20 protein-coding genes and 4 pseudogenes are annotated in these 25,562 nt (G+C 63.1%); 21 read left to right on the forward strand and 3 right to left on the reverse strand.

The genetic code is table 11. The features are described 5' to 3' along the window. Window positions 1–280: 280 nt before the first annotated feature. The 20 genes and pseudogenes from F788_RS13480 to F788_RS0112905 all read left to right on the forward strand — a co-directional run. Window positions 281–652, forward strand: a pseudogene (locus F788_RS13480) (ABC transporter ATP-binding protein); the annotation flags it as partial. 22 nt (window positions 653–674) lie between these two features. After that, window positions 675–2,000, forward strand: coding sequence for a lipopolysaccharide biosynthesis protein (locus F788_RS0112815; protein ID WP_019590426.1), 1,326 nt, complete (start codon window positions 675–677; stop codon window positions 1,998–2,000). Further along, the gene (locus F788_RS14185) at window positions 1,997–3,604 is read left to right on the forward strand and encodes an asparagine synthase C-terminal domain-containing protein (RefSeq protein WP_231372068.1); all 1,608 of its coding nucleotides are present in this window, start codon (window positions 1,997–1,999) and stop codon (window positions 3,602–3,604) included. Before F788_RS0112815 ends, F788_RS14185 begins: the two co-directional genes overlap by 4 nt. Continuing rightward, window positions 3,601–4,686, forward strand: coding sequence for a nitroreductase family protein (locus F788_RS0112825; RefSeq protein WP_019592940.1), 1,086 nt, complete (start codon window positions 3,601–3,603; stop codon window positions 4,684–4,686). The genes F788_RS14185 and F788_RS0112825 overlap by 4 nt, the downstream gene beginning before the upstream one ends. After that, window positions 4,683–5,834, forward strand: coding sequence for a polysaccharide pyruvyl transferase family protein (locus F788_RS0112830; RefSeq protein ID WP_019590429.1), 1,152 nt, complete (start codon window positions 4,683–4,685; stop codon window positions 5,832–5,834). Before F788_RS0112825 ends, F788_RS0112830 begins: the two co-directional genes overlap by 4 nt. Window positions 5,835–5,876: 42 nt before the next feature. Next, window positions 5,877–7,040, forward strand: a complete 1,164-nt coding sequence (locus F788_RS0112835) for a hypothetical protein (protein WP_019590430.1) — start codon at window positions 5,877–5,879, stop codon at window positions 7,038–7,040. Between the two features lie 321 nt (window positions 7,041–7,361). Then, window positions 7,362–8,624 (forward strand): ImmA/IrrE family metallo-endopeptidase, encoded by a 1,263-nt coding sequence (locus F788_RS0112845; RefSeq protein ID WP_231372069.1) that lies wholly within the window; start codon window positions 7,362–7,364, stop codon window positions 8,622–8,624. A gap of 94 nt (window positions 8,625–8,718) precedes the next feature. Continuing rightward, window positions 8,719–9,195 (forward strand): annotated as a pseudogene (locus F788_RS0112850) (transposase); the annotation flags it as partial. A gap of 218 nt (window positions 9,196–9,413) precedes the next feature. Next, entirely contained in the window at window positions 9,414–10,517 is a 1,104-nt protein-coding gene (locus F788_RS13820) for a glycosyltransferase (protein ID WP_081622845.1), read from the forward strand. Between the two features lie 65 nt (window positions 10,518–10,582). Further along, window positions 10,583–11,554 carry an EpsG family protein gene (locus F788_RS0112855; protein ID WP_231372070.1) on the forward strand — a complete coding sequence of 324 codons (972 nt, stop codon included), beginning with the start codon at window positions 10,583–10,585 and terminating at the stop codon, window positions 11,552–11,554. A gap of 435 nt (window positions 11,555–11,989) precedes the next feature. Beyond that, window positions 11,990–13,180, forward strand: a complete 1,191-nt coding sequence (locus tag F788_RS0112860; protein ID WP_019590434.1) for a glycosyltransferase family 4 protein — start codon at window positions 11,990–11,992, stop codon at window positions 13,178–13,180. A gap of 571 nt (window positions 13,181–13,751) precedes the next feature. Next, window positions 13,752–14,738 (forward strand): phenylacetate--CoA ligase family protein, encoded by a 987-nt coding sequence (locus F788_RS0112865; protein ID WP_155984443.1) that lies wholly within the window; start codon window positions 13,752–13,754, stop codon window positions 14,736–14,738. A 145-nt stretch (window positions 14,739–14,883) separates the two neighbouring features. Next, window positions 14,884–16,185 (forward strand): nucleotide sugar dehydrogenase, encoded by a 1,302-nt coding sequence (locus F788_RS0112870; RefSeq protein WP_026332793.1) that lies wholly within the window; start codon window positions 14,884–14,886, stop codon window positions 16,183–16,185. A 131-nt stretch (window positions 16,186–16,316) separates the two neighbouring features. After that, the gene (locus tag F788_RS0112875; protein WP_017942171.1) at window positions 16,317–16,535 is read left to right on the forward strand and encodes a hypothetical protein; all 219 of its coding nucleotides are present in this window, start codon (window positions 16,317–16,319) and stop codon (window positions 16,533–16,535) included. 3 nt (window positions 16,536–16,538) lie between these two features. Continuing rightward, on the forward strand, window positions 16,539–16,715 hold the full coding sequence (locus F788_RS14090; RefSeq protein ID WP_019590437.1) for a hypothetical protein: 177 nt from the start codon (window positions 16,539–16,541) through the stop codon (window positions 16,713–16,715). Window positions 16,716–17,152: 437 nt separating this feature from the next. Continuing rightward, window positions 17,153–18,307: a glycosyltransferase family 4 protein gene (locus F788_RS0112885; protein WP_019590438.1), complete on the forward strand. Its 1,155-nt coding sequence runs from the start codon at window positions 17,153–17,155 to the stop codon at window positions 18,305–18,307. Next, window positions 18,304–19,260, forward strand: coding sequence for an NAD-dependent epimerase/dehydratase family protein (locus F788_RS0112890; RefSeq protein WP_081622846.1), 957 nt, complete (start codon window positions 18,304–18,306; stop codon window positions 19,258–19,260). The genes F788_RS0112885 and F788_RS0112890 overlap by 4 nt, the downstream gene beginning before the upstream one ends. 298 nt (window positions 19,261–19,558) lie before the next feature. Further along, entirely contained in the window at window positions 19,559–20,968 is a 1,410-nt protein-coding gene (locus F788_RS0112895) for a DUF234 domain-containing protein (RefSeq protein ID WP_026332794.1), read from the forward strand. Window positions 20,969–21,119: 151 nt separating this feature from the next. Next, window positions 21,120–21,392, forward strand: a pseudogene (locus F788_RS0112900) (UDP-glucose 4-epimerase); the annotation flags it as partial. Window positions 21,393–21,403: 11 nt separating this feature from the next. Next, window positions 21,404–21,955 (forward strand): sugar transferase, encoded by a 552-nt coding sequence (locus tag F788_RS0112905; RefSeq protein ID WP_019590442.1) that lies wholly within the window; start codon window positions 21,404–21,406, stop codon window positions 21,953–21,955. A 133-nt stretch (window positions 21,956–22,088) separates the two neighbouring features. On the opposite strand, the gene F788_RS0112910 is transcribed toward F788_RS0112905, so the two are convergent. The 3 genes from F788_RS0112910 to F788_RS0112920 all read right to left on the reverse strand — a co-directional run bounded on the left by F788_RS0112910 (window position 22,089) and on the right by F788_RS0112920 (window position 23,796). Continuing rightward, the gene (locus tag F788_RS0112910) at window positions 22,089–23,063 is read right to left on the reverse strand and encodes a DUF2235 domain-containing protein (RefSeq protein ID WP_019590443.1); all 975 of its coding nucleotides are present in this window, start codon (window positions 23,061–23,063) and stop codon (window positions 22,089–22,091) included. Between the two features lie 170 nt (window positions 23,064–23,233). Further along, a complete protein-coding gene (locus F788_RS0112915; protein WP_019020964.1) occupies window positions 23,234–23,548 on the reverse strand; it encodes a CcdB family protein in 315 nt (104 codons plus the stop codon). Then, window positions 23,548–23,796 (reverse strand): type II toxin-antitoxin system CcdA family antitoxin, encoded by a 249-nt coding sequence (locus tag F788_RS0112920; RefSeq protein WP_019020963.1) that lies wholly within the window; start codon window positions 23,794–23,796, stop codon window positions 23,548–23,550. The genes F788_RS0112915 and F788_RS0112920 overlap by 1 nt, the downstream gene beginning before the upstream one ends. 413 nt (window positions 23,797–24,209) lie before the next feature. Here F788_RS0112920 and F788_RS0112930 point away from each other — a divergent pair. Next, window positions 24,210–25,490: pseudogene (locus F788_RS0112930) on the forward strand (nucleotide sugar dehydrogenase). Window positions 25,491–25,562: the final 72 nt, after the last annotated feature.

The following is a 25,562-nucleotide window of genomic DNA, read 5'->3' on the forward strand; positions in this document are numbered from 1 at the left end:
TGCCTCGAAGGCATGGAAAACAGGAGGTCTCGATCGAACGCTACAGCCAACCGTTGACAGGTCAATCCATATCAGGAGCGGCCTCGGCCGCGAACTTGATTCGCCCCACGATTCGTGGCCCAATCCGCAGTTCGTTCAAGCGGTGAACACCCCGCGTAGGAGGCCGGCCCTCCGGCCGATCCCCCGGTGTGGCATCGGGCACCGACCGGCCATGCCAGATCGGCCAGAGGGCTGGCCTCCTACGAGAAAATCAACCAGAAACCACCCAACCGGCCACCCCATGCTCAGCACCTACCGCAAAGCCCTGGCCCTGCTCAGCCGCAAGGAAAAACGCCGCGGCGGCCTCGTGCTCGGCATGGTCATCGTCATGGCCGTGCTGGAAACCGCGGGCGTCGCCTCGGTCATGCCGTTTCTGAGCGTGCTGGGCAACCCCGAAGTGGTGCAGACCAACCCGGTGCTCAACAGCGTGTTTGATGGCCTCGGCTTCACCTCGGTGGATGCCTTCATCCTCGCGCTGGGCGCGGCCGCCTTCGGGCTCATCCTGTTCTCCGCCTTCTTCCGCTCGCTCACGCACTACGCGATGAACCGCTTCATCGAGATGCGCCGCCACAGCATCGGCAAGCGGCTGCTGGAGACTGCTGTGGGGCAGCCCCGCACCTGCAATGAGTAACGCAATGGCCCTCCCGCGGCGCGCGTTCGATCGCGTCTGGCGCAGCCGTTTCGCCCGCAATGTGGCGGTAGTCGCCTCCGGCACCGCCGGGGCGCAGGCCATCACCATGGCCTTCGCCCCGCTTATCACACGTATCTACGGGCCGGAAGCCTTCGGCCTGCTGGGCACCTTCATGGCGATCGTCGCCGTCGCCATCCCCGTTGCCGCGCTGGCATACCCCATCGCCATCGTCCTCCCACGGGAAGACCGCGACGCACTGGGCCTGGTCCGCCTGTCCGCCATCCTGTCGTTCGGCGTCGCCCTGTTGGCCGCTGCCCTCCTGGCATTCGGTGGCGACTGGCTGACGGCAACGCTCGGTGCCGAATCCGTTGCCGGCTACCTGTTCCTGATCCCCGTGGCTATGCTGTTCGCCGCATGGATGCAGATTGCCCAGCAGTGGCTGATCCGCAAGAAGCAATTCGGTGTGGTCGCCCGCTCCGCAGTCGCGCATTCACTGATTCTGAACAGCGCCAAGAGTGGCCTCGGCTGGCTGCATCCCGTCGGCGCGGTACTCATCGTGCTGGCCACACTGGGCCACGCGCTTCACGCTGCGCTGCTGTTCATCGGCGCGCGCAGGCGCTACCAGGCAGAACCCACTGCGGCCGACGAAGGGCCAAGAACTCCCCTGAAGGAACTCGCGCACCGGCACCGTGATTTCCCATTCTATCAGTCGCCTCAACTTTTCCTGAACGCAGCCTCCCACGCGCTTCCAGTTATACTCCTTGCGGCCTATTTCGGTCCTGTCATCGCCGGCTATTACGTGCTCTGTGTGCAGGTTTTGAAAGCACCTTCAAGTATCGTTGGGCAGGCAGTCGGTAGCGTGTTTTACCCCCGGTTCTCTGAGGCGGTTAACGATGGCCGGCGCGCAACCCCAATTTGGGTCCGCGCTACCGCAAGCCTCGGTGCGATTGGCTTTGTTCCGTTTGCTACAGTTGTCTTTCTCGGTCCCTGGATCTTTGAGTTTGTGTTCGGTAGTGACTGGCGTCATGCAGGTATCTACGCACAATGGATTTCCGCATGGATGTTCTTTGTTTTTCTGAATCAGCCCAGCGCAAAAGCGATAATCGTATATCACAAGCAGCATCTCGCACTCGTCTTAAACGTGGCTAGCACCTTCCTGCGCGCAGGCGCAATTGTCCTCGGTGCTTGGTGGTTGGAGAGCGCTCTCGTGGCCGTGGCGCTCTATTCGCTAACTGGCATTCTACATAACGCCATCTTTATTACCATGGCGTATTGGTTCTGTGCGAATAGCGATGCGCGATTGGAAGAAAATAGGGGATCCTTGTCATGAAGGAATACGTGGGTCTGCGCAATGTGGCGCTCCGGTTTGATGGTGGGCGCTGGGAGGCGCTTCGCCTCGCTGACGATCGGGTACTGTATAAGCCGCGTTACATGACTGTGGATGTCGACTGGGCAAATCCGGACGAGATAAGGCGACTGCGTCTGCCCTTTTTGCTGGTAGGTTATAGCGGATCCGGACTACGATCTATCGAGGCGAGCCCTGGAGGGGTGAGGGAGATGCCCCTGTTCTATTCGTGTGCGGACGGCGAGCTTATTGTTTCAGATAGGCCTGGAGCGTGCGTGGATCGGGTCGGGGCTGTAGATCAATCTTCCTTGTCTGACTTTTGTTTTTTTGGTTACGTGACAGGATCGCGCACCCTAATCCGCGATGTCTTTTCGCTCGAGGCGGGCTCGTTGTTGTGTTTTTCTGAAAATGCCGTGAAGGTTTATTCGGGGTATGCATACAATACAAGACCTGTTTCCGAGGAAAGCAAGGGTCACTTGGTATCTTGCTTGGATGGGGTCACTGAGGGCGCTTTCGATCGCGTTATATCGGGTCTGCATGGGCGTAAAGTGATCTTGCCGCTTAGTGCTGGCTATGATTCTCGGTTGTTGCTTTGCATGTTGAAGAAAGGTGGGGTTGAATCCGTAAAATGCTATGCGTGGGGGGCTGCGGGTAGTCGGGATGTAGAAATTAGCCGGAGGCTCGCAGAAAAATTAGGGTATGAATGGGAGCTGGTTCCGCATTCGGCTGAGAGGTGGGCCACGGTTGTGGGCCATCCTTGGGTTAAGGACATGATCCGAGAGGCAGCTTCGTATGTATCGATCAGCGGGCTTGCGTCGTTGTTGTTTCAAGAGCGATTGCGCAGCATTGACGAGAGGGGCTCCGTCGTCCTCGTAGGGCATACCGGGGACTTTATTAGTGGGGGGCACATACCGAGGTCGATATCACGGATATCCTCGAGCCGCGGGGTGGCATCCTTGATTGGAAAGCGGCACGGATTGTACAACTTCTGCCCAAAGGATGTGATGTTGAGGGTGGAGGAGCAGGTTGAGACTCTCGCGCCGGGGCAGGCATGGTATCGGAAGTTCGAGGCGTGGGAGCAGCGTGAAAGGCAGGCGAAATTCATCGTTAATACCAATAGGTATTATGAAGGAGTAGGTCTTGCCTGGGGGATGCCGTTGTGGGATGCCGAGTATGTTGACTTTTGGGAGCGTATCCCGTTGGAGCATAAGCGAGGTTCGCGATTGTATCGGGAATACGCGAGGGGCGTATTTAGGGAGCTGGGGGTCGAGTTTGGGCTCGAACCAAGGGTGAGAAGGGCTGTGCCCGGGGTGGACCTGGCTAAGCGCGGGTTCCGTCGCGTGATGCGGCAGCTCCCGCTTGTAAAGGATTGGCAAAAATCGCTTGGTGATGAATTCGGCTTGTGGTCGGGGCTCTCGGTTTTGGAGGAGGAGGTCCGAGGGCAGTGTGAGGCCCAATCGGATTACGTAGATGGCCAGCTTAAGAAGGTGGGGCCCGGGTTGGCTAGGAGCCCCTATGAGATGCACATGCGGGCAACGCTGGCGCTCTTGTTAAGGAAGATGGAGTTCGAAGGGGATATTTACGTATGAAGTCATTGTTGCGGGGCATTTTACCGGCCCCAGCCAAGCGCTCGGTGCTCCGCGCCCTCGATGCGATCGCCGCAGCAAGCCTTCGAATCGTCGCGGCCAACCGCTGGCTGGCCAACCTGTACTACTTTCTCTTCAGCCGACGTTTCGACCGTGAGCACCTTGCGGTGCTGAAGGGGCGCGCTGCCTACCACAGGGCGCTGCGCAGCATGGACGACACCTCGCCACTGCTGCGGCGGAATGTGCATCGGCTGGAGAAGGGGCTGATCATGCAGCCCCGGAGAAACGTGTTCGCCGAGGCCTTCATCCTGGAGACCGTGCGCTGCTACAACCGTGCGAAGGCCCGGCCGGGCTACTCGGAGGGCGAGCTTCGCTGGGCCACGGATGTTCTGGACGAATATTTCAGCGTGGTGGAGGACACGCCGCCCATACGCAAAGCCCGGACGGAATATGCACGGGAGGGAGCGGAACGCGACCGTGCGAACGACGCTGAACCTCGCACATTCAAGCCCTATCCGCTGTCCGCCTGTCCCGAGACCGACGTTTCGTTCGACCAGCTCGCCACGCTGTTCCTCCGTCGTCGCTCGGTGCGGTGGTACAAGCAGCAGCCGGTTCCCTCGGACCTGATCCAGCAGGCCATCAACGCGGCCGCCCTGGCGCCATCGGCGTGCAATCGCCAGCCGTATCGGTTCATCGTTGCGGACGATCCCGATCGGGCCACCGAAATTGCCGAATGCGCCGGGGGTACCACCGGCTTTGCTCAGCAGCTACCGGCCATCATCGTGGTGGTGGGCGATCTCTCCGCATATCCCAAGGAGCGCGATCGGCACCTGATCTATATCGATGCCTCGCTGGCCTCCATGCAGCTCATGCTCGCGGCCGAAACACTGGGGCTTTCCACCTGCCCGATCAACTGGCCCGACGTGGACTGGTCGGAGCGCAAGCTGCAGGGGATCCTCGGTCTGCCGGAATACGAGCGGGTCGTGATGCTGATCTCCATCGGCTATGGAGACCCCGCGAGCGGCATCCCTTATTCGCAGAAAAAGCAGAATTCACTGATTACGCAGGAGTGTGCGCCGGAATGATTATCGAGATCCGAAAGGCCGGGTTCGTGAACAAGGGCGCGGAACTGATGCTGCGCGCAATCATGGAGAGGGTTCAAGCGGCCTATCCCGAAGCCCTGTTGACCATGGCGCCGACACACAGCGGGTCCTCGATGCCGTTCCGGAAGGTCGTTGATCATGGTTTCTACCCCAAGGCATCGCTTTATCGGTACGGGTTTCAGCTGGGAGATCTGGCCGGGTTGGCACCCCGGAAGCTGCGGGAGATGTATGGCGTCGTCCTCGACCGGGATGTCGATGTCGTCATCGACGCAGCCGGTTTTTCCTACAGCGACCAGTGGGGGGATCGGAGCGCCCGGGAGCTGGCGCACTCTGCCGCGCGTTGGCGCAAGCAGGGTACGAAGGTGATCCTGATGCCCCAGGCGTTCGGGCCCTACACGGGCAAGCGTATTCGCAAGGCAATTCGGCGGGCGGTCGATAACATCGATCTCGTCATGCCCCGGGAGCAAACGTCCTACGACTACCTCACCGACGTGACTGGCGAGCGCGGGAATATCCGCCAGTACCCGGACTTCACCAATCTGGTTAACGGAGTGGTGCCAGAATACTTCGACCGTAACCAGCATGGCGTATGCCTGGTGCCGAACTACCGCATGGTCGACAAGACGGATGGTTCGCGGAGCAGCGCGTATCTCCCGTTCATGGTGCGTTGTGCCCAACAGCTTAAGGATAAGGGCGCAAAGCCGTTCATTCTGGTACACGAGGGCGCGAATGACCGTTGGCTTGCGGACCAGATCTCGGAAGGTGCCGGCGGCCTTCCAGTCCTTGTCGAGGACGATCCGTTGAAGATCAAGGGTATCCTTGGCGCAAGTTTTGCCACCATCGGTAGCCGGTTCCACGGCCTGGTCAGTGCACTCAGCCAGGGTGTCCCATCCATCGCCACCGGATGGAGCCATAAATATCAGGAGTTGTTCCGTGACTACGGCTTCCCCGATGGGGTCGTGTCAGTCGATGACGCAAACCATGAATTAGCCGAAAAAATTGATCGGTTGGTGGATGAACGGAGCAACCGCGAGCTATCAGAGTCACTCAAAGTGGAATCCGCACGCCTCAAGTCTCGTTCGGAGGAGATGTGGGGCGAAGTGTTTTCCGTGATCGATCGGATTAGGTGAATTCCAGTACCCCTACCACCGCTTCTTCGTCTACGAGCCCGCATGAACACTACCGAAGCCATAGAGCGCAGCGCTGCCGAGTGCCTGCGCTTCGCTCAAGTGAATGAGCCCCCACGGTTGCTGGAATCCAGCTTGGCGGGCATGAGCGCCGACCAGAGCAACACCCTTTGCGGAAAGAAGGGCATTGACCAGTGGACAGCGTTCAAGGAGCGTTTGCTGGCGCATCAAGCCGACATGGGTTTCTACTGGCAGCCAACCCCCGGTCGGGGCGGCCCCTTGAGTCTCACGGCCATCGAGCCGCCGGCCGCTGCGGGCAAGGCACTGGGCGAGCAGCTGCTGAACGAGGGCGTTACAGAAGGCCGCCTGGATGAAGTGCTCAAGCAACGGATGCCGAGTGTCACGGAGCTGATGCACCGCCCCGGCATCGACAGCGACCTGGATGCCTTTCGTTCCGGGTTCAAGGAAGCGGTATGCGGCAACAGTAGTTATCGCTTCGCGCAGGGGCGCAGCCAGCGCTTCAGCGCCGCGACACGGGAATACCGATACCCCGGCCGCAGGCGCGAGGACCAGCTTGGGGATGCACTGCTGCCCTGGCTCAAGGAGGCGTTCGACTTTGCCCGGGTGGAGCACGTGCAGAGTCGCCGCCAGGGTGGCCGATTCGAGAACGCGGACTTCGTCGGTTTCCGTATCCGTCGCCAGATGGCCAATGACGAATTCGTGATGTACAGCTTTGAGCTGAAGGCCACGAACGACATCCCCGCTATCTCCCAGGCCATCAGCCAGGCGGTCAACTACCGCACCCGGTCGAACTACACGTACATCATCATCCCGCTGTTCGATGCCGCGCAGTTCCACGACGAGGCTCGGTTGAGTGAGTTGCTGGCCATGTGCCGCAGCAACGGCATTGGCGCCCTTTCGGTGAGCATCGACCCGGACGGCGACCGCATTGCGGATCTCGTCGAAGTTCAGCGCGCCGAATACCGCTCGTTGGACGATGCCGATTGGCTTCGTACCCTCGTTGACCAGTCAAGCCACGAGCTTTGCCCGCTGTGCCGGCGCATCGTGGATGCCGGAAGCCGCCTGCACTGTGGCTGGAAAGTGCCTCAGAATGGCGATGACATCGGCTGTATGAAGCAGCGCATGGAGGAGAGCGTCGGTACGCGCGCACACTCCAGTGGCCCCAATGAGTCAGACACATTGTCCTGAGGAGAAACCATGGCCTGTTCCAACTGCGGCTCTGGCGCGCATACGGCGCGCAACTGCCCCAACGTACCGCGTTGCTCCCATTGCGGGCAGTCCGGTCACAATATACAGACGTGCCCGACAGTTCGCCGGTGCCGGATCTGCAACGGGTACGGCCATGATGCGCGCAACTGCCCGGATCGGTGATCTCCAACGAGAGCGGGAATCGGCGCCCGAACGGCGCGTGCTGGCCGAACGCATCTCGTACGTGGGCAGCCCCGAGCACAAGGATGTACCTTCCTCGTTATGACTGAGCCGCTGCGCTTTCAGGCGGAATGGGAGGCCGTGGACGGTTCCCGCGGGGACGAGCTTCGTGCGACCTGGGCGCGGTTCTCGTTGTCCGTCAACGGACATCCCGTTACGCGGGTGCTGGACAGCCGCTCCGGCTGCTTCCGCGATCACGTCCTCGTGCCCCTTTATCCGGTCACCGAGTGGATCGTCCGCAACTGGTGGTCGCTCCTGCCAGAGCCCGAGGTTACGGCCGACAGCAGTTACGCATCGCGCCACGACCTCCGGTTCGGTCGCGAGGGCTACGCCCTGCCGGCCCTGAACATCACGCCGCAGGGCGGGCAGGTCCTGTTGCAATGGCGCACGGAAGACTATGGAAGCGTCTCGTTTCCCTCTTCCGGGACGGCCACCGTACCGGCAGAAGCCTTCGTGGAGACGCTCGAACGCTGGGTGGAGCTGGTGATCGGCCGGCTTGAAGCCTGCAACATCCACAACACATTGCTGCAGGAGGAATGGGCCGCGATCCAGCAGGCGACGGACGAAGAGCGCGCCTTCTGCATAGCGGCCGCACAGACCGGGCTGAACCCCTATACCGCCACCGCCGACCAGGCCGATACCATCGTGGATGTCGCCCACCGCCTTCCCGAGCCGTGGCATGAAGACTTCTTCTCGGCGCTGACCGTGGATGATCTGCGCGCTGGTGCGGACTACGTCCTCTCCCTCCGGGAACGCCTCCGCGCCCAGCCGCTGGATCTGGGCCCGTTCGCCGACCTGCGCGATGCAGTGCAGGGCGCCGCCGGGGCGGGCGATGTCTCGTCGCCCTGGGATGCGGGGTACCAGGCCGCCATGGCGCTAAGAAGGGTGGCGGGCATCGGCAACCAACCCTTGCGCGACGATGATTGGATCGCCGGCGCACTCGGCATGCGAAACCTTCCCGTCGTTTCAGCCGAAAGGCCGCCCCTCAACCACTGGTTGGATGCCCTGGCGGAGAGCGCCGAACCGGGCCAGGGCGGTCTTGTGCTCGCGGCGCGCAGCGGAAAACCGCGCCGCTTCGCATTTTGCCGCGGTCTGCTGGAATTGCTGATCGGCGGAAGCACCGCGAGTACCCTGGTGACCGCCGCGCGAACCCCGCGACAAAAGCGCAACCGCGCCTTTGCCGCCGAGCTCCTGGCGCCCGCCGACTGGCTGCGCCAGAAGGACTGGGGCCGGGTGATCGAAGACGAATCGATCGAGGAGGCCGCCGAAGAACTGGGGGTGTACAGCGAAGTCGTCCGCCGCCAACTGGCCAACCACGGCATCGTGAATGCCGCCACGCTGTGAACACCGGTCCGGTGGCTGTCTGCCTCCCCTGTAGGAGCGGCCCTGGCCGCGAACCGACGGGCGTTCGGCCAGAATAAACCGCATTAACGGTAAGGCGATGGGGTCGCTGATGAAGGCGCTGGCGGCGCGCGCCACGCGGTATCGCAATCGCCTGGAGGGCCGCTCCGGTACACTGTGGGAAGGGCGCTACAAGTCCAGTCCGGTGCAGACGGAGACGTACTTGTTGGCCTGCGCTCGCTACATCGAGCTGAACCCAGTGCGGGCGCGTATGGTGGCGGCCGCCGGGGAGTACCCCTGGTCCAGCTACCGCCAGCGGATGGGCGAGGCGGAGAGCTGGATCGACTTGGACCCGGCGTGTCTGGACCTGGCGGACGAAGCGGCCGAACGCCGTAAGCGCTACGCCCGCTTCGAGGAGCAGGGCGTCCCGCAGCAGGGGCTGACGCTGCTGCGCGAGGCCTTGCAGCGCGGCCAGCTCACTGGGAACCAGCGTTTCGTGGACGAAGTGGAGCAGATTATTGGCTGCCGAATCGAGCGACGCCGTCCCGGTCGCCCGCCGTCGCGCCGGACGTGAGAAAATAAATCTGTCCCCGTTTTTCTTTTTATCCGGGATGCTAAAGTGCCGTTCCGAAGCGATGTGGGGCGAGGTGACAGCGATTATTGATCAAATTAAGTAACAGCTGGAATGGGGGCACAAGTGTGGCGCGTTCGGTAATTCGGAACGTGTTCTGGAGCTCGGTGGGTTTGGGCGTTATAGAACGCTACGGTCGGTGTTCACCATAGGGGTTCAGGATGCGGTTATCCATTGTGGTCTTCTCCTTATCTGGTGGAGCCGGTGTCGTTGCGCGGAATTTGGCGCTGTATGCCGTTAGACAAGGCGTTGTCGTTAACATCGTGTGTGCGCGTGCCGATCCTCATCTCGCCTCTTCGCTTGAGGGGCGAGTGGAGGTGCTGGGCGGGCGCCGGCTTGCACGGTTTGCCGTCCGGATGGCTCTCCATCGTCGCTTGCTGGCGCCTCGAGTCATAGTGTTTGATCCGCTGCTTGCGGGGCTCTTGACGCCTTGGCTTCGGCTATGTGACCGGCGGCGCAAGATGGCCGTGCGAATACTGACGGACCCTGCCCAGATCATCCACCAAACACGGTCTCGTTTCGCGCGGTGGGCCAAGCGGAGGGCATTTTGGTATGGACGGCGCTATGCCGACCTTCTGATAGCCAACTCTCAGGGATCGTTGGACTCCTTCTTTGAGGAGTGTGCAGCGGCGTCAAGGCTACCCGCCGATGTGATTTATAACCCGGTAGTCGGCCTGGACGAGCCGGCCGTTGTTGACCGCGCGAACTTTGCGGCACGCTTGGCTGTAACTGAACCTGTGCCGATTATTGCAGCCGCGGGCCGTCTCGTCGATCAAAAAGGGTTCGATCTTCTGATTCTGGCGGTGGCGCGACTCGTTCGTGAAGGGTTCGCCAACTTTCGTGTTGTCATCTTTGGTGATGGGCCTAACCGGAATGAACTGGAGAGAATGGTTCACGAAAACAGCCTTGAAGGCGTCGTGATTTTTTTTGGCGGCGTGCCAGACTTGAGAGCCTACCTCCCCGTGTGCGACCTGTTTGTTCTAAGTTCTCGATATGAAGGTTTTGGGAATGTCTTGGTCGAGGCGTTAGATGCAGGTCTTCCGGTTGTCGCATTTGACTGCCCGAGCGGGCCGAGTGAAATCCTGTGTGGTGGCAAGTATGGGGAGTTGGTTCCACCAGGTAACGTGCGCGCATTGGCGGAGGTGCTCGGCAGATGGTTGACCGCAGGGGCGGCGAAGTGCTCGGGGCGGCAGCGACGAAGAGCCAGCGATTTTCATGTTGATGTGGTCGGCGTAAAGTATTTGCAGGCCCTCCAGAAGATGTGAGTGTTTAGCGGTTGGGGCAGTGTGTGCCGCCGGTGCATGATGGCGAGTTTCGTGCTGGAGATTGAATGCGCGTGTTTTGTAAAATGGAATTATGCGGCGCGAGTGTATCGTTGCGACAGCTCCGAGCGTTCCTTGTGGCAACCGTTGCGGGAGTGTCATTTGCGGCTTTGCCCATTGATGCATTCAAGGACCGGGATAACTACCTTGCGATCGCCGGGGACGCTGCCGTGCGGTTGGGCGCTAATTTTGGGGAGTCTTGGCTGTACGGGCTGCTTAACGAGCCGCTGTGGCTTGTTCTGAATGTTGCACTGGGGTCAGTGGTCGGCGCGGAAAATGTCCTGAGGATATTTATTTTCTTCGGTGCCTTCGTGCCCTATTGGTTTGTGGTATCCCGTGCGCCGAAGTATACAGTTCTCGTTCTGGTGCTTACTTTCAGCGGGTATATCTTAACCAACCATGTCCACCACATTCGTATGTCGGTTGCCATCTCTGTGTGGCTTCTGGCTCTTACGTTGGAACGCACTAGTGTGCGGATTTTCCTTCTATCCCTCACGCCGCTGATTCACATTGTGTTTCTGCCGCTTTTCTTGCTGTATATGGGGGTTGGTGCGGTGCAACGGTATCGCGCGCGGCTAACGTTGACGTTGTTTGGTGTTGCGGGAAGCGTCCTAGCTATGCTTTTCCTGTTGGACTACTTGGGGGCCGGGGTTCGGCAGGTTGAGAGGTATGCCGCGATGGAGGTGCAGGTCGGGGGTGGGGCCTTTATAGCATGGGCGATCATACTTGGGGCTTTTGCGACCGCGGGGAAGGAGCATGTGCGTCGCAATTTGTTTTCTATCGGTTTGATCGTGGTCTATTTGTCAATGTACTGGTTTTTTCCGTATACGAGGAGGTTTCTTGAGGCGGGGATCTGGGTGATTTTGTTGGGTGGTCTGGCTCTACCAATGGCTAACAGGTGGGTTTTTATCGGTGTTATGTGTCTTTTGACGGCGTGGGACGTAATGTTGCGTTGGAAAGCCCCAGGCTGGGGGCTTTAGGGCTGTGGGGTGATCGTAGAAAGCCGGCGTACGTGAGTTCGGAGCGTACCCGTGCGGCGATCCTTGGTCGGCACGAGAGGCTCGCGGAAAGAGGTCGAATCCGTGGGTTGGAGTTTTAAGAGTTGTGAGGGTAAGTGCCCCGGTCGAGTCCGCCCCGGGAGAATATGGGCGGTGCGAGGTGCGGCCGGAGGTTTCTCATGGGCGGATGTTACTATAGACGTGAGCGAGAGAAGGTGGCGGCCCGAGAAAGGACACCATCAGGTCACCCTGCTGTGAGAGCTCGGTTACGCGGATGCGGGGTGTGCGGTCGCCGGATTGCAGCCGAGGAAAAAGCGGGTCCCCGGGAAAGGGGGCTTGTTGACGCTTAAATTCGGGTCGCGTTGCTAGAAGTGTTGTGGGCCAAGGGATACATGTGTCGAACGCGGTGATGCTTTTATGAAGATCTTGATTTATATGGACACGCCGGGTGCGCTTACAGGGGCGCCCCGGAGGGCGTTGTCGCTTGCGAAGACGTTGTCGGCCCATGATGTTGAGGTATGGGTGGCTTCGGAACACGGGAGTGAGCTTCTTCGTGAGGCTGGGAAGTGGGGCATCGGGGCGGTGGAACAAGATCGGCTGGAGACTCTTACGCGTGGGCATGGCGCTTTGTTGGGGGGCGGGCCTGTATTCAAGATACGGATCGGTCTTTCACTGTTAAGACAAAATCTCCGCTTCTGGAGGTTGGTCCGTCGGTTGGATGTCGACGGGGTATGGATACGCGGTAGCAGGGGGATTGCGTTGGCAGGCGTGGGGACCGTGCTGTCGCGTAAGAGTCTGGTCTGGGACGTGGATTATGAGCCTCGATCGGAAGGTGTAGTCCGGCTACTCCACCGCTTCGCGTTGTGGGCATCCTCGGTGGTTGTCTTTCAGTACCGCGGTGCGCCCGATGGCATTTTTGGTAGAGAATTGTCTGCGACGTACGTGCGTAAGTTCAATGCGATAATCCCGGGTGTGGAGTTTGCCCGGCTAGAGGAGGTGCGAAGGCGTCGAAAGGAGATCGGCGCAGGCGGATCGGAGCCGTTTACGGTCTTGCAGGTCGGCATGATCTGCGAAAGGAAGAACCAGCTTCTTATTGTAGACGCTATGCGTAGGCTAGGAAACGCTGGGATCAGTGAGGGTGCGATCCGGGTCCGAGTGGCTGGGGCGATTTTTGATGAGGAGTACGCGAGTCGGCTTCGCCAGAGTTTGGAGGAGGCGGGCTTAACCGCGGTGTTTGAGATCCTTGGTTGGCGGGAAGACGTAGCTGAGCTGATGGCGGACGCGGATCTGCTTGTTATGCCATCGAAGGACGAGGGTGTGCCCAATACGGTGCAGGAAGCAATGTATATCGGTCTTCCGGTCGTGGTCAGCCCGGTAGGCGGTATGCCTGAAATCGTCCAGGAAGGGGATACGGGCTGGATCGAACCTCTAGACGATCCAGAGGCGTGGTTTGGACGGATTCGCTGGTGTATGGATCATCGGGAGGAGACGCAGGCGGTAGCCGGACAAGCGGCGGAGTATGCGAAGGGCGCCTTCAGCTTGGAGGCATGGGGAGAGGAATATGCTCAGGTGGTGAGAGCGGCTGGGCGACCGGGTGGGAAGAGGTAGGCGCATAGCAATTCGGCAAGCCCTAGGGGTAGCTGTGTCGGCTTTGTCTGTCGCCGTTCGGGACGGTGTACGGGCGGAGTGGTCGGGTTTGGCCGTAGTGGCGAGAGCCGGGGCCCTCGCTTGCGCCTGAGAGCGATGGAGGGGGTGGATGCAGGTTGCGAGCCATTGGAGTGCAAACATGAAGGCGGTGGAGAAATTTCTGCGCAGGGCCCCTTGGTGGGTGAGGCAGGTGCTAGTGGCCGGTGTAGGGTATCGGTGGTCAAAGCGCCGGTATGGGCCCACGTTTGAGGCCGAGTTGAGGCTGCTTCGGAAAACACAGGTGTCGGATGTGGAGAGGCAGGCGCGCCTACAGCAACGGCGCTTGTGGCGTGTTCTTATGCATGCGTGGCAAACGGTTCCGTTCTACTCGGAGCATATGCCGGCGCCGCCCGGCTCAGGGCGAGCGTTGGATTGGCTTGCAGCCGTTCCGGTTCTGGAAAAAGCGGAGCTTAAGTCGCGGACGAGCGAGTTTATTAGCAGCAAGGTGCCCAAGGGGAAGACATCGGCGACGAGTGGTACGTCGGGACAGCCCATGGTGGTGGAACACAGTCCCAAGTCGGAGCAACGGCGTTTTGCGTATCTCGCAGATCATGCACGGCTTTGTGGGCTCGAGGACGGGTACCGCTCAGTGAGGCTGTCGGGTCGTTTGATAGCAGACCCCAGTGCGGTGAGTGAACGGCCGTGGCTCCACGTGCCGTCTGAGAGGCAACTCCTGGTCTCTACGTATCACCTGGATCGTCGCCACAAGGCGGTGATCTCGCGGAAGTTGAACGAGTTTCGTCCAGTTGTCCTTGACGGTTATCCCTCAGCCATCAAAGCGCTTCTGGAGCTTACGCACGACAGTGTTGACTGGGCGACGTTTCTGCAGGCCTGTATTACCACGGCGGAGACGCTAACCCCCGATGTGCGGGAGAGGATGGAGGAGCTGGCGGGGGCGCCCGTAGCTAATTATTACTCGGCGAGTGAAGGGGTTCCGTTTATTCAGCAGTGCCTGCATGGTACTTATCATGTCCGCTGGCAATCTGGGGTGTTTGAGGTGCTGACGGAGAAGGGGCTGCGAAGCGAAGGAAGTGGGGAGCTCGTGGTGACGAGCTTCACGCAGGATCGCATGCCCCTGATTCGTTACCGGACGGGGGATTTTGTGGAGGGGCTGCGAGCCGAAAGGGGCTCCGGATGCCCATGTGGGCTCTGCACGCCAACGGTTGACGGTGTAGTGGGACGGGTCGAGGACATGGTGACGCTGCGAGATGGCGGCAGGATGGGGATGTTTTCCTATCGCACCTTGAAGGACTTGGAAGGGGTGGAGCGGGCGCAAGTAGTGCAGAGGAGTGTTGAGGAATTCGTATTACGCGTTGTTCCTGAGGAGGGGGCGTGCCTGGAAGAAATCGGGGAATTGGCAGAGGCGAATTTCCGCCAGGTTCTGGGCTACAAGGTTCGAGTGAATGTAGAACGGATCGAAGCGATGCCGGTCGGGCCGAATGGTAAGACGAGGCTGGTAATTAACGAGACCGTACAGTGATCCTTATGGATTATGTGGTGGATCGTGATAGGGATGTGCATGGTTATTAAGGGTGTGATGCATGCCTTAGGCGGAGGCGGTTTGTCGCTGGTTTCTTGGGGACGGTGCGGCAAGATAACAAGGATTGGAATCGAGGTGCATGAAGATGGGTAGGCGTACAGAAGAATTTCGTCGGCCGGAGGATGTGCGCATTGCCGTAATTGGCCTTGGCTACGTGGGCCTGCCGCTGGCGGCGGAGTTCGGGCGGGTGCTGCCTGTGCTGGGGTTCGATATCGACGCGCAGCGCGTGCAGGAGCTGAACCGGGGGGTTGATCGCACGCGGGAAGTGGAGCCGGAGGAGCTGGCGGCGGCCGCGCAACTGGAGATGACGGCGGACCCCGCGGCGCTGGCGGGCTGCAATGTGTTCATCGTGACGGTGCCCACGCCCATCGATGCGCACCGGCGACCGGATCTGGGCCCGCTTCTGGCGGCCAGCCGTACGGTGGGGCGGGTGCTGAATGATAGCGACGTGGTGATCTACGAGTCCACGGTGTATCCGGGGGCCACGGAGGAGGACTGCGCGCCGGTGCTGGCGGCCGAATCCGGCCTGCTGCTGAACGAGGGGTTCTTCCTGGGCTACAGCCCGGAGCGGGTGAACCCGGGGGACAAGGCGCATCGTATTCCCGATATCGTGAAGGTGACCTCGGGCTCCACGCCGGAGGTGGCGCGGTTTGTGGATGAGCTGTACGCGCGCATCATCCGTGCGGGCACGCATCGGGCGCCGAGCATCCGCGTGGCGGAGGCGGCCAAGGTGATCGAGAACACCCAGCGGGACGTGAACATTGCGTTGGTGAACGAGCTGTCGCTTCTGTTCGACCGGCTGGGGCTGGATACGGAGGCGGTGCTGGCCGCGGCGGGCACCAAGTGGAACTTCCTGCCGTTCCGGCCCGGGCTGGTGGGCGGGCACTGCATCGGGGTGGACCCGTACTACCTGACGCACAAGGCGCAGGCGGTGGGCCACCATCCGGAGATGATCCTGGCCGGGCGGCGGGTGAACGACGGCATGGGCGGGCATATTGCCGACCGCCTGGTGAAGGCGATGATCCGAAAGGGCTTCCCGGTGGTGGGCTCGCGCATCCTGGTGATGGGGCTGGCGTTCAAGGAGAACTGCCCGGACCTGCGCAACACCCGGGTGGTGGACATCATTGCGGACCTGCAGGGCTACAACGCGCAGGTGGACGTGTGGGACCCGTGGGTGGATACCGCCGAGGCGCACGAAGAATACGCCCTCGATCTGCTGGAAGGCGAGCCGGAGGCCGCCGCGTACGATGCGATGGTGCTGGCCGTGCCGCACCGGGAGTTCGTGGCGTTGGGCGGCGAGGGCGTGCGCCGCCTGGGGCGCGAGAATGCCGTGGTGTTCGACGTGAAGTCGGCTTTGCCGGCGGAGGCGGCCGACCTCCGCCTGTAGGAGCGGCCTTGGCCGCGAACGGCGGGGTGGGCCAACCCGCCGCCGTATTCGCGGGCAAGCCCGCTCCTACGGGGTGCCGGGGTTTTGTGGGAGCGGGCTCGCCCGCGAATGACGGGCGGAGGGAATCTGACATGAGCCAAACCACCGCAAGCAAAGAGCGGGTTTGTCCGGCCTGTGGTGAGGGTCGGCTTGAGCCTCGGGAGTCGACTCAGCAGGTGGAGCATGCCGGTGTGGAAGGGACGATTCCGTTGCGTTACGCCGTGTGCGATGTGTGCGGGTCGGAGGTTGCCGAGGCGGATGAGGCGTGCGCCAACAAGCGGGCGATGATGGCGTTCCGCAAGGATGCGTAAGGCTTGCTGACGGGGAACCAATACGAGTACGGGGCGGCCCTGGTCTACGGTGCGATCCGCGAAATGGTGACCAACATTACCTCCCGCAGCCTGGCCGGGCCTCTCACGCTGCCCACGCCGAGCTTCGTCGGCGCGCTGGAGCTCCGGCATCAGAAACCATCCGGACAGTCTTCCGGCTGACTCATACTTCTCCGGCGAACAGACAGATGCGGTCGCCGGGGCGATATTACTGCACCACGGAGCGGTAGGCGTTCTCGATGCCGGCGTTGAGGCCGTGGCCGAACAGCTTGCCCGGGGTTGTGCCGATTACCTTCTCGCGCCCGAATGCGAGCGGAGAGAACGTGCCCCGTCGGGTTCGTAGGCGGGTAGTTGCTGGTGCCAGTGGTGTATCGCTTCGTCGCTGGGCCCTTCGCGACGACTGGAACCGTGAGGCGCAACAGGTCGACCACGCTGATTTTGCCCCTCCGGTTGGCGGTGCCGTGGCAGCAGAAGACGATGTTCCGTTCCATGGAACCCTCCGGGTTGTGCCATCCGGAGCGATTGTAGTTTAGGGTGCGCGTGCGGACGAGCGGGTGCCTGACGGCGCATGCGCCCGGGAAATGTTCAGAGAGAGGAAAATGACACGGGAAGGCGAGGGAGTGCGGGGGAAACTGTTGTTCGTGGTCAACGACTTCGGCTTCTTTGTGTCGCATCGGCTGGCCGTGGGCGTGGGTGCCCGGGATGCAGGGTTTGATGTGTACGTGGCGGCGCCGGGCGAGCCGCCGGCGGAGCTCGGTGAGCAGGGCCTGAAGGCCGTGCCGGTACCGATGTCGCGGCGCGGTGCCAATCCATTCACCGAGGTGCGTTCGCTGTGGGCGTTGTATCGGCTGTTCCGGCGGCTGCGACCGGACCTGGTGCATCTGGTGACGATCAAGCCGGTGTTGTACGGCGGGATGACGGCACAGCTGGCGCGAGTGCCGGCGGTGGTGTCCGCGATTTCCGGATTGGGGACGCTGTTCACCACGTCCGGCGGGCGTGCCGGCTTGATGAGACGGGTTGCCCAGGCCATGTATCGCGTAGCCCTGGGCCATGGAAACCAGACTGTGATCCTGCAGAATCCGGATGATCGGATGGCCTTGATCCGGGAGGGTGGTCTCAGGGAGGAGAAGACGGAGATCATCCGCGGCTCGGGAGTGGACCTGGAAGGGTACGCCTGCCACGCCAAACCGCCCGGAACCCCCGTAGTGGTGATGGCGGCTCGTCTACTGCGCGAGAAGGGGATCGAGGAGTTCATCGAGGCCGCCCGGCTGGTGGTAGCGCGGGGAGTCCAGGCCAGGTTCCTGGTCGTGGGCGACCCCGATCCGGGTAATCCGTCGTCGGTCAGCGCGGAGGACGTGGATCGGTGGAGGGCAGAGGGTGTTGCGGAGTTCCTCGGTTTCCGGCAAGACATAGCCCGGATCTTCCGTGAGAGCCATGTGGTGGTGCTTCCGTCCTATCGAGAAGGGCTGCCGAAGGTGCTGATCGAAGCGGCGGCCTGTGGCCGGGCGGTGGTCACCACGGATGTGCCGGGCTGCCGCGATGCCATCGAGGACGGCGAGACCGGGGTGCTGGTGCCGGTGCGTGATGTGCAGGCGCTGGCCGATGCGCTGCAGGCGCTTGTGGAAGACCCGGAAAGGCGGCAGGCCATGGGGCGTGCCGGGCGGGCGCTGGCGGAGCGGGAGTTCGCGATCGGGAAGGTGGTGGATGCCCACCTGGAGATTTACAGGCGTTTGCATGGAGGCCATGGCGGATGACGCAGCGGGTTCTGGTAACAGGAGCGACGGGCTTTGTGGGCAGCGCCGTGGTGCAAAGGCTGGCGGCTGAGGGCCGCTTGGTGCCGGTCGCGGGGTGTCGGCGCAGTGGCTCGGTGCCGGAGGGTGCGGAGCTGGCGGTAACGCCGTCGCTTGGCCCGGAAGCGGACTGGAGCGGCGCGCTGCAGGGCGTGGAGGCCGTGGTGCATGCGGCGGCCCGCGTGCATGTGATGGAAGAGGACGCGGCCGATCCGCTGGCGGAGTATCGACGCGCCAATGTGGACGGCACGCTGGCGCTGGCGCGGCAGGCGGCGCAGGCGGGTGTGCGGCGGTTTGTGTTCGTCAGCTCCGTCAAGGTGAATGGGGAGCAGACTGCGCCGGGCAGTGCGTTTTCCGCGGCGGATGCGCCGGCGCCGGAGGACCCTTACGGTGTCTCCAAGGCGGAGGCGGAGGCGGCGCTGTTTGCGCTGGGGCGCGAGACGGGGATGGAGATCGTGGCGGTGCGGCCGCCGCTGGTGTATGGCCCGGGTGCCGGTGGCAACTTTGCGCGTATGGCGCGCTGGGTGGGCAAGGGCGTGCCGCTGCCGCTGGGCGCGGTGACGCGGAACCGGCGTTCGCTGGTGGGGCTGGATAACCTGGTGGATCTGCTGGTGACGTGCCTGGAGCATCCGGCGGCGGCGAACCGGGTGTTCCTGGCCGGGGACGGGGAGGATCTTTCCACCACCGATCTGCTGCGCCGGGTGGCGGCGGCGATGGATCGGCGCGCGCGGCTGCTGCCGGTGCCGCCGGTGCTCTTGCGTGCCGGGGCGCGTGCGGTGGGGCGCGGCGAGATGGCGCGGCGGCTGCTGGATTCGCTGCAGGTGGATATTTCGCACACGCGCGAGACGCTCGGCTGGGAGCCGCCGGTGAGTGTGGACGAGGGCCTGCGGCGGGCGGTTGGTCCGTTGGTTGGGTAGGTTTGGTGGCTTTTCGGGGTTTGGCGGGGGCTTCGCGGGCGAGCCCGCTCCTACAGGGGGTGGCAGTCGGTGTAGGGGGCCAGCCCTCTGGCCGATGGGGCCTGTCCAACATCCAATCGGCCAGGGGGCTAGCCTTCTGCTGGTGGACCAGGCTGTGCGGTGGGGTGGCTCGTAAGTGACTGTGTTGATGGAGCGAATCGATTGACGTAATTTAGGGTAAGAGTTTTTACCTTAAGGTGTCTGAGTGGTGGAATCCGGGGGGTGGGCGTTTTACGGCCGGCAGACGGAGCTGGGCCAGTTGCAGGAGATCCTGTCCAGACGGCGCTGGTTCTTTCTGCAGATTTCGGGGCGGCGCCGGATTGGCAAGACGACCTTGATTCAGCAGGCGCTGCAGGCGGCGGGTGTTTCGAAGACGCTGTACATCCAGATTCCGGATTCGGACCCGGCGGGGGTGGTGGCGGCTTGCAACGGCTACCTGGAGACGTTCGGGCTGGAGGAGCGTGTCCATAGCCTGGGCGAGCTGGCCCGTTTGATCGCGACGCTGGCGGAGTCGGGGTATGTGGTGGCGCTGGACGAGTTCCAGTACTTCCATCGCAAGCCGCTGTTCGATTTCTGCTCGTTCCTGCAGGCGGAGGTGGACCGGCTGAGCGCTCGGGCGGGGCAGGTGCCCGGCGGATTGATTGTGCTGGGGTCGCTGCATGCGGAGATGACGGCGCTTCTGGATGACCGGCAGGCGCCGCTGTTCAACCGGGCCACGGATACGCTCGAGCTGGGGCATCTGGATATCGGCTCGGTGCTGGAGATTCTGCGCGCACATGCGGACGAGGACCCCGAACGCCTGTTGTTTCTCTGGAACTTGTTCGAGGGGGTGCCGAAGTTCTACCGCGATGCCTACGAGCAGGGTGTGCTGGATGCGGATCGCGAGACGGTGCTGCGCAAGCTGTTCTTCTCCAGCTCGTCGCCGCTGCGCAATGAAGCGGACAACTGGTTCCTGCGTGAACTGCGCGGGCGCTACGACATGGTGCTGCAGTTTCTGGCATCGCATCCCGGCTGCAACAACGCGGCGATCGAGGCCCATCTGGCGGAGGTCTCCGGCCCGGGAGAGGCACGACAGGTGGGCGGGCATCTGAAGATCCTCAGCGAGCGGTACCGGATGATCGAGCGACGACTGCCGATCTTTGCGCGACCGAAGGCTCGCAGCGGGCGCTATTACATTCGTGACAATTTCCTGCGCGCGTGGCTGTTTGCGCTGCAGAAGCCGGTTTCGGCCTCGGCCTTTCGGCCGATGGACATGCTCGTGTCGCAGGCCGATGAGCGTTTGCGCGAGGTTGAAGGCTATGCCCTGGAGGATCTGGTGGCGCAGCTTTATGAGGAGCGCAGTCGCCTGGGGCTGGGCGACTTTGCGTTGTCCGAACGGATTCGGGGGTACTGGGATCGCTCGGACGTGGAGATTGATTTGGTGGCGGTGTCGGAGGATCAGAGCGCTATTCGGTTCGGCTCCTGCAAACGGCAGGGCGAGAAGCTGGCCAGGTCCATTCCGACTCTGGTGGCTGCGGCGGGGCGGTTTTTGAGCGCCCATAAGGCTTACCAGGGCTGGAATGTCGAGTACGTTGCGATTGCGCCCCGGATCACCGAGGCGGAGGCCGCGGAGATCCGGGGCCAGGGGGCGGTTCCGCAGAGCCTTGAGGAACTCTGTGATGGGTTGTGATCCGGTCGAAGGTGGGCTTGTGACCGCTGCGGATTCGTGCACGCCGCGGGTTTCTGTGGGGATGCGGCGCCAGGCGGGCGTGCGTTCGGTGCGGGGGTAGTCGCCGGTGCACTGGGAACTTCTGGTGGTGGGCGCCGCTTCCGCCGGTGACTCGGTGGTGCTGGCGGGGGATGGGGAGGATCTTTCCACCACCGATCTGTTGCGCCGGGTGGCGGCGGCGATGGATCGGCGCGCGCGGCTTTTGCCGGTGCCGCCGGTGCTCTTGCGTGCCGCGGCGCGTGCGCTGGGGCGCGGCGAGATGGCGCGGCGGCTGCTGGATTCGTTGCAGGTGGATATTTCGCACACGCGCGAGACGCTTGACTGGGAGCCGCCGGTGAGTGTGGACGAGGGCCTGCGGCGGGCGGTGGCGCCATTGCGGCGTTAAGAGAGGGTGGTGTGATTCGATTTCTGGATGTGGTGTTGTCGGCGGTGGGGCTGGTGGTGACGCTCCCGGTGATGCTGGTGCTTCTGCTGCTGGGGTGGCGGGATACGGGCTCGCCGCTGTTCCGGCAGGCGCGGGTGGGGCGCCACCGGCGGCCATTCACGCTGGTGAAGTTTCGCACCATGCGGCCGGATACGGCCTCGGTGGCGACGCATCTGGCCGAGGCGTCGGCGGTGACGCGGTTCGGGCATTTCCTGCGCCGGACCAAGCTGGATGAGCTGCCGCAGTTGTGGAACGTGCTCAAGGGCGATATGAGCCTGGTGGGGCCGCGGCCGGGTTTGCCCAACCAGACCGAGCTGATGGAGGAGCGTGATCGGCGCGGCGTGTTCGCGGCGCGGCCGGGGATTACCGGGCTGGCGCAGGTCAACGGGATCGACATGTCGGACCCGGCCCGGCTGGCTGCCGTGGATGCTCAGATGCTCGAATCGCTCACGCTGCGCGACTATTTCCGTTTTATCGTCCTGACGGCGACGGGCAAGGGCTCCGGGGATCGTATTCGGGGCTGAGCCTTAGGGCGCCGCTGTGCGGGTCGTGGCCGAGGCCGCTCCAGCAGGGGGTAGCCGTCGCTGTAGGAGGGCAGCCCTCTGCCCGATCCGTTCCGGTGCCAGGTTCGGGCCGATCGGCCAGGGGGCTGGCCTCCTACGGTGGGGTGTGCTGGGTGAAAAGCTCGGGGCGGTAGCCGAGGGCCTGGTGGCGGGCTTTGGCGGAGGGGTGAAGGGCGTCGGGCGGTACGTCGCGCGGGCGGTCGCCGAGGTGCAGCAGGCGCAGGGTGCGGCCGGCCCAGGTGTTCCAGGGTTCGTGGATGGGGCCGGCGGGGTCGGGGGCGATGGCGGGTTCGTGGGGTTCTTTGACGATCAGGCCGGCTTCGGCGGCTTCTTCGAGCATCCATTGCAGGGCGATTTCGGCGAGCTGGCGCTGTTCGTAGCCGCCGCCGACATCGGCGTGGGCGCCGGGGAACCAGAGCTGTTTGAGGGTTTGCCCGGATTCCACGCGGGTGTCATCCCACAACAGGGCCTCGAACTTGGGGCGGCGTTCGTCGATGGCCAGGGCATGGCGGGCGTGGGTGACTTCGGGGCTGAGGCGGGTGTCGAAGAAGCGGCGGTTGCGGTAGAGATACCCGAGTGACCCGACGGTGTCCCAGGCGCCGATGAAGTGCACCGGGCAGGGGCGGCTGTGCTGCTTGCGAAAGCGCGCGGCTTCGTCTTCGTTGTGGCGCCCGGTGTACAGGCGCGAGGCCTCGGCGATGAGATCTTCCCGCCCGGGCTGCAGCAGCCCGCATTTGCGCAGCATGCCGGACAGTGCGCGCACCGCATACGCACCGCGCGAGAAGCCGAACAGGTACACCCGATCCCCTTCCCGCACCTGCTGCATCAGAAAGCGGTAGCCGTTCTCGATGTTGGCGGTGAGCCCGTGGCCGAACAGCTTGCCCAGGGTGGTGCCGATGACGTTCTCGCGCCGCATGCCGAACGGGGAGAAGGTGCCCACGCCGGGCTCGTAGGCCGAGACCTGACGGGCGGTGGTGGGGATGCGCCGCAGCAGGTGCACCACGTTGGTGTTGACCTCGCCCTTCTGGTTGGCGGTGCCGTCGCAGCAGAAGACGATGTTCCGTTCCATGGAATGCCTCACGTGTTTTGTGCCATTGAAGGGGATTGTAGGTCAGGGTGGGTAGCGCTGGGGGCGTGGGGCGGGGCATTCGGGCTCGTTCGCCTGTGAGCAGGCTCCTGCGGGGGGAGGGGGTTCTGTGGGAGCGGGCTTGCCCGCGAAGGTCTTGCGTGGGGCCTCGCTCAGATGCCCGTAAACAGGAAGTCGCAGGCGGCCATGATGGTGTTTCGTTCGCCGTCGAGGGAGAGGACTTCTTCGCCTAACGTGGTCCGGGAGACCCCGGCAAGTTCGGCGGTGGACAATACCACCGGGTGACCTTCGATGGTGAAGGCGGGGTTGAGGATGTGGGCGGGGCGGCCAAATGCCTCCGCGTGTATCAACGGGGCGACGACCACGGTACTCAGCTCCGAGAGCAGGTCGTTCTGGAGTACCAGCAGGTACGGTGCCCAGGATGCGGTATCGGCGGATGGATTGCGGTGGACCGAGAACTGGGCCATCAGAAGCGGCGAGCGCGGTCACCGAAGCTGCCACGCTCGGCAACACGCTGGTTGTATTCGACCAGGGCCTGGCGGTTCTCGGCGATCCAGGCATCGCGGCGTGCTTCTCGCACGCCCTGAGCCAGCGCTTGCTCGAAAAGGGCCGAGAGGTTGATGCCCAGTTCCCGCGCTTGCGCCAGGAGATCGGAGTTGACGGTGAGGTTGGTGGCCTTGCGCGGGGCGTCGGCCTTGTACGGCGTGAGGTGCATGGCGACTCCCGGTCACTTCATGTCATGACGTGATGCGCATAGTTTATGCGCACTCTCCGTGTTGGTCAATCGCGCCCGCTTTGAGCGTTGGTGGTGGAGAAGGGGGTTTCGGATGTAGCGGTTATCCGACGCCGCGTGCGTGAGTTATGGTCAAGTCTGGTGTATGAGCAGTTGCTGGTTCAGGCGGCGCTCCGGTCGGTGATGGAGGATGCCTCGTCGTTGGTCGGTTCAATCTGTTCGACGCCGTCGATGAACGTCACCCCACGCTGCAGGAGGCCGGCCCTCCGGCCGATGGGGTGTTGGGGTAGGCTGTGGCAGTGTGCGTGCAGGTGAGCGCAGCAGTCAGGTGCGGGCCCCGTGTGGTTCGCCTGGAAGCACGCTCGCTGCGGGGCAAGGGATGGACTGGGGGCGATATGAAGGATCTTGAGGATGCGCGCATTGCCGTAATTGGCCTTGGCTACGTGGGCCTGCCGCTGGCGGCGGAGTTCGGGCGGGTGCTGCCTGTGCTGGGGTTCGATATCGATGCGCAGCGCGTGCAGGAACTGAACCGGGGGATTGATCGCACGCGGGAGGTGGAGCCGGAGGACCTCGCGGCGGCTACGCAGCTGGAGATGACGGCGGATCCCGCGGCGCTGGCGGGCTGCAATGTATTCATCGTGACGGTGCCCACGCCGATCGATGCGCACCGGCGGCCGGATCTGGGCCCGCTGCTGGCGGCCAGCCGTACGGTGGGGCGGGCGCTGAATGATGGCGACGTAGTGATCTTCGAGTCCACGGTGTATCCCGGAGCGACGGAGGAAGACTGCGCGCCGGTGCTGGCGGCCGAATCCGGCCTGCTGCTGAACGAGGGGTTCTTCCTGGGCTACAGCCCGGAGCGGGTGAACCCGGGGGACAAGGCGCATCGAATTCCCGACATCGTGAAGGTGACTTCGGGCTCCACGCCGGAGGTGGCGCGGTTTGTGGACGAGCTGTACGCGCGCATCGTCCGCGCGGGCACGCACCCCGCGCCGAGCATCCGCGTGGCCGAGGCGGCCAAGGTGATCGAGAACACCCAGCGGGACGTGAACATTGCGCTGGTGAACGAGCTGTCACTGCTGTTCGACCGGCTGGGGCTGGATACCGACGCGGTGCTGGCGGCGGCGGGCACCAAGTGGAATTTCCTGCCGTTCCGGCCCGGGCTGGTGGGCGGGCACTGCATCGGCGTGGACCCGTACTACCTGACGCACAAGGCCCAGGCGGTGGGCCACCATCCCGAGATGATCCTGGCCGGGCGGCGCGTGAACGACGGCATGGGCGGGCATATTGCCGACCGCCTGGTGAAGGCGATGATCCGCAAGGGCTTCCCGGTGGTGGGCTCGCGCATCCTGGTGATGGGCCTGACCTTCAAGGAGAACTGCCCCGATCTGCGCAACACCCGGGTGGTGGACATCATCGCGGATCTGCAGGGCTACAACGCGCAGGTGGACGTGTGGGATCCGTGGGTGGACACCACGGAGGCGCGCGAGGAATAAGCCCTGGAACTGCTGCAGGGCGAACCGGAGGCCGGCACGTACGATGCGATGGTGCTGGCCGTGCCCCACCGCGAGTTCGTGGCGCTGGCCGGCGAGGGCGTGCGCCGCCTGGGGCGCGAGAATGCCGTGGTGTTCGACGTGAAGTCGGCTTTGCCCCCCGAAGCGGCGGACCTCCGCCTGTAGGAGCGGCCTTGGCCGCGAACGGCGGGGTGGGCCAACCCGCCGCCGCAGTCGCGGGCAAGCCCGCTCTTACGG

Origin of the sequence: Thioalkalivibrio sp. ALE10 (genome assembly GCF_000381385.1) — a bacterium.
GTDB lineage: Bacteria > Pseudomonadota > Gammaproteobacteria > Ectothiorhodospirales > Ectothiorhodospiraceae > Thioalkalivibrio.

Bases quoted from the DNA above. Each gene is read 5' to 3' on its own strand.
- F788_RS0112815 (WP_019590426.1), top strand. From the start codon at position 675: ATGGCCCTCCCGCGGCGCGCGTTCGATCGCGTCTGGCGCAGCCGTTTC.
- F788_RS14185 (WP_231372068.1), top strand. From the start codon at position 1,997: ATGAAGGAATACGTGGGTCTGCGCAATGTGGCGCTCCGGTTTGATGGT.
- F788_RS0112825 (WP_019592940.1), top strand. From the start codon at position 3,601: ATGAAGTCATTGTTGCGGGGCATTTTACCGGCCCCAGCCAAGCGCTCG.
- F788_RS0112830 (WP_019590429.1), top strand. From the start codon at position 4,683: ATGATTATCGAGATCCGAAAGGCCGGGTTCGTGAACAAGGGCGCGGAA.
- F788_RS0112835 (WP_019590430.1), top strand. From the start codon at position 5,877: ATGAACACTACCGAAGCCATAGAGCGCAGCGCTGCCGAGTGCCTGCGC.
- F788_RS13820 (WP_081622845.1), top strand. From the start codon at position 9,414: ATGCGGTTATCCATTGTGGTCTTCTCCTTATCTGGTGGAGCCGGTGTC.
- F788_RS0112855 (WP_231372070.1), top strand. From the start codon at position 10,583: ATGCGCGTGTTTTGTAAAATGGAATTATGCGGCGCGAGTGTATCGTTG.
- F788_RS0112860 (WP_019590434.1), top strand. From the start codon at position 11,990: ATGAAGATCTTGATTTATATGGACACGCCGGGTGCGCTTACAGGGGCG.
- F788_RS0112865 (WP_155984443.1), top strand. From the start codon at position 13,752: ATGGTGGTGGAACACAGTCCCAAGTCGGAGCAACGGCGTTTTGCGTAT.
- F788_RS0112870 (WP_026332793.1), top strand. From the start codon at position 14,884: ATGGGTAGGCGTACAGAAGAATTTCGTCGGCCGGAGGATGTGCGCATT.
- F788_RS0112875 (WP_017942171.1), top strand. From the start codon at position 16,317: ATGAGCCAAACCACCGCAAGCAAAGAGCGGGTTTGTCCGGCCTGTGGT.
- F788_RS0112885 (WP_019590438.1), top strand. From the start codon at position 17,153: ATGACACGGGAAGGCGAGGGAGTGCGGGGGAAACTGTTGTTCGTGGTC.
- F788_RS0112890 (WP_081622846.1), top strand. From the start codon at position 18,304: ATGACGCAGCGGGTTCTGGTAACAGGAGCGACGGGCTTTGTGGGCAGC.
- F788_RS0112910 (WP_019590443.1), bottom strand. From the start codon at position 23,063: ATGGAACGGAACATCGTCTTCTGCTGCGACGGCACCGCCAACCAGAAG.
- F788_RS0112915 (WP_019020964.1), bottom strand. From the start codon at position 23,548: ATGGCCCAGTTCTCGGTCCACCGCAATCCATCCGCCGATACCGCATCC.
- F788_RS0112920 (WP_019020963.1), bottom strand. From the start codon at position 23,796: ATGCACCTCACGCCGTACAAGGCCGACGCCCCGCGCAAGGCCACCAAC.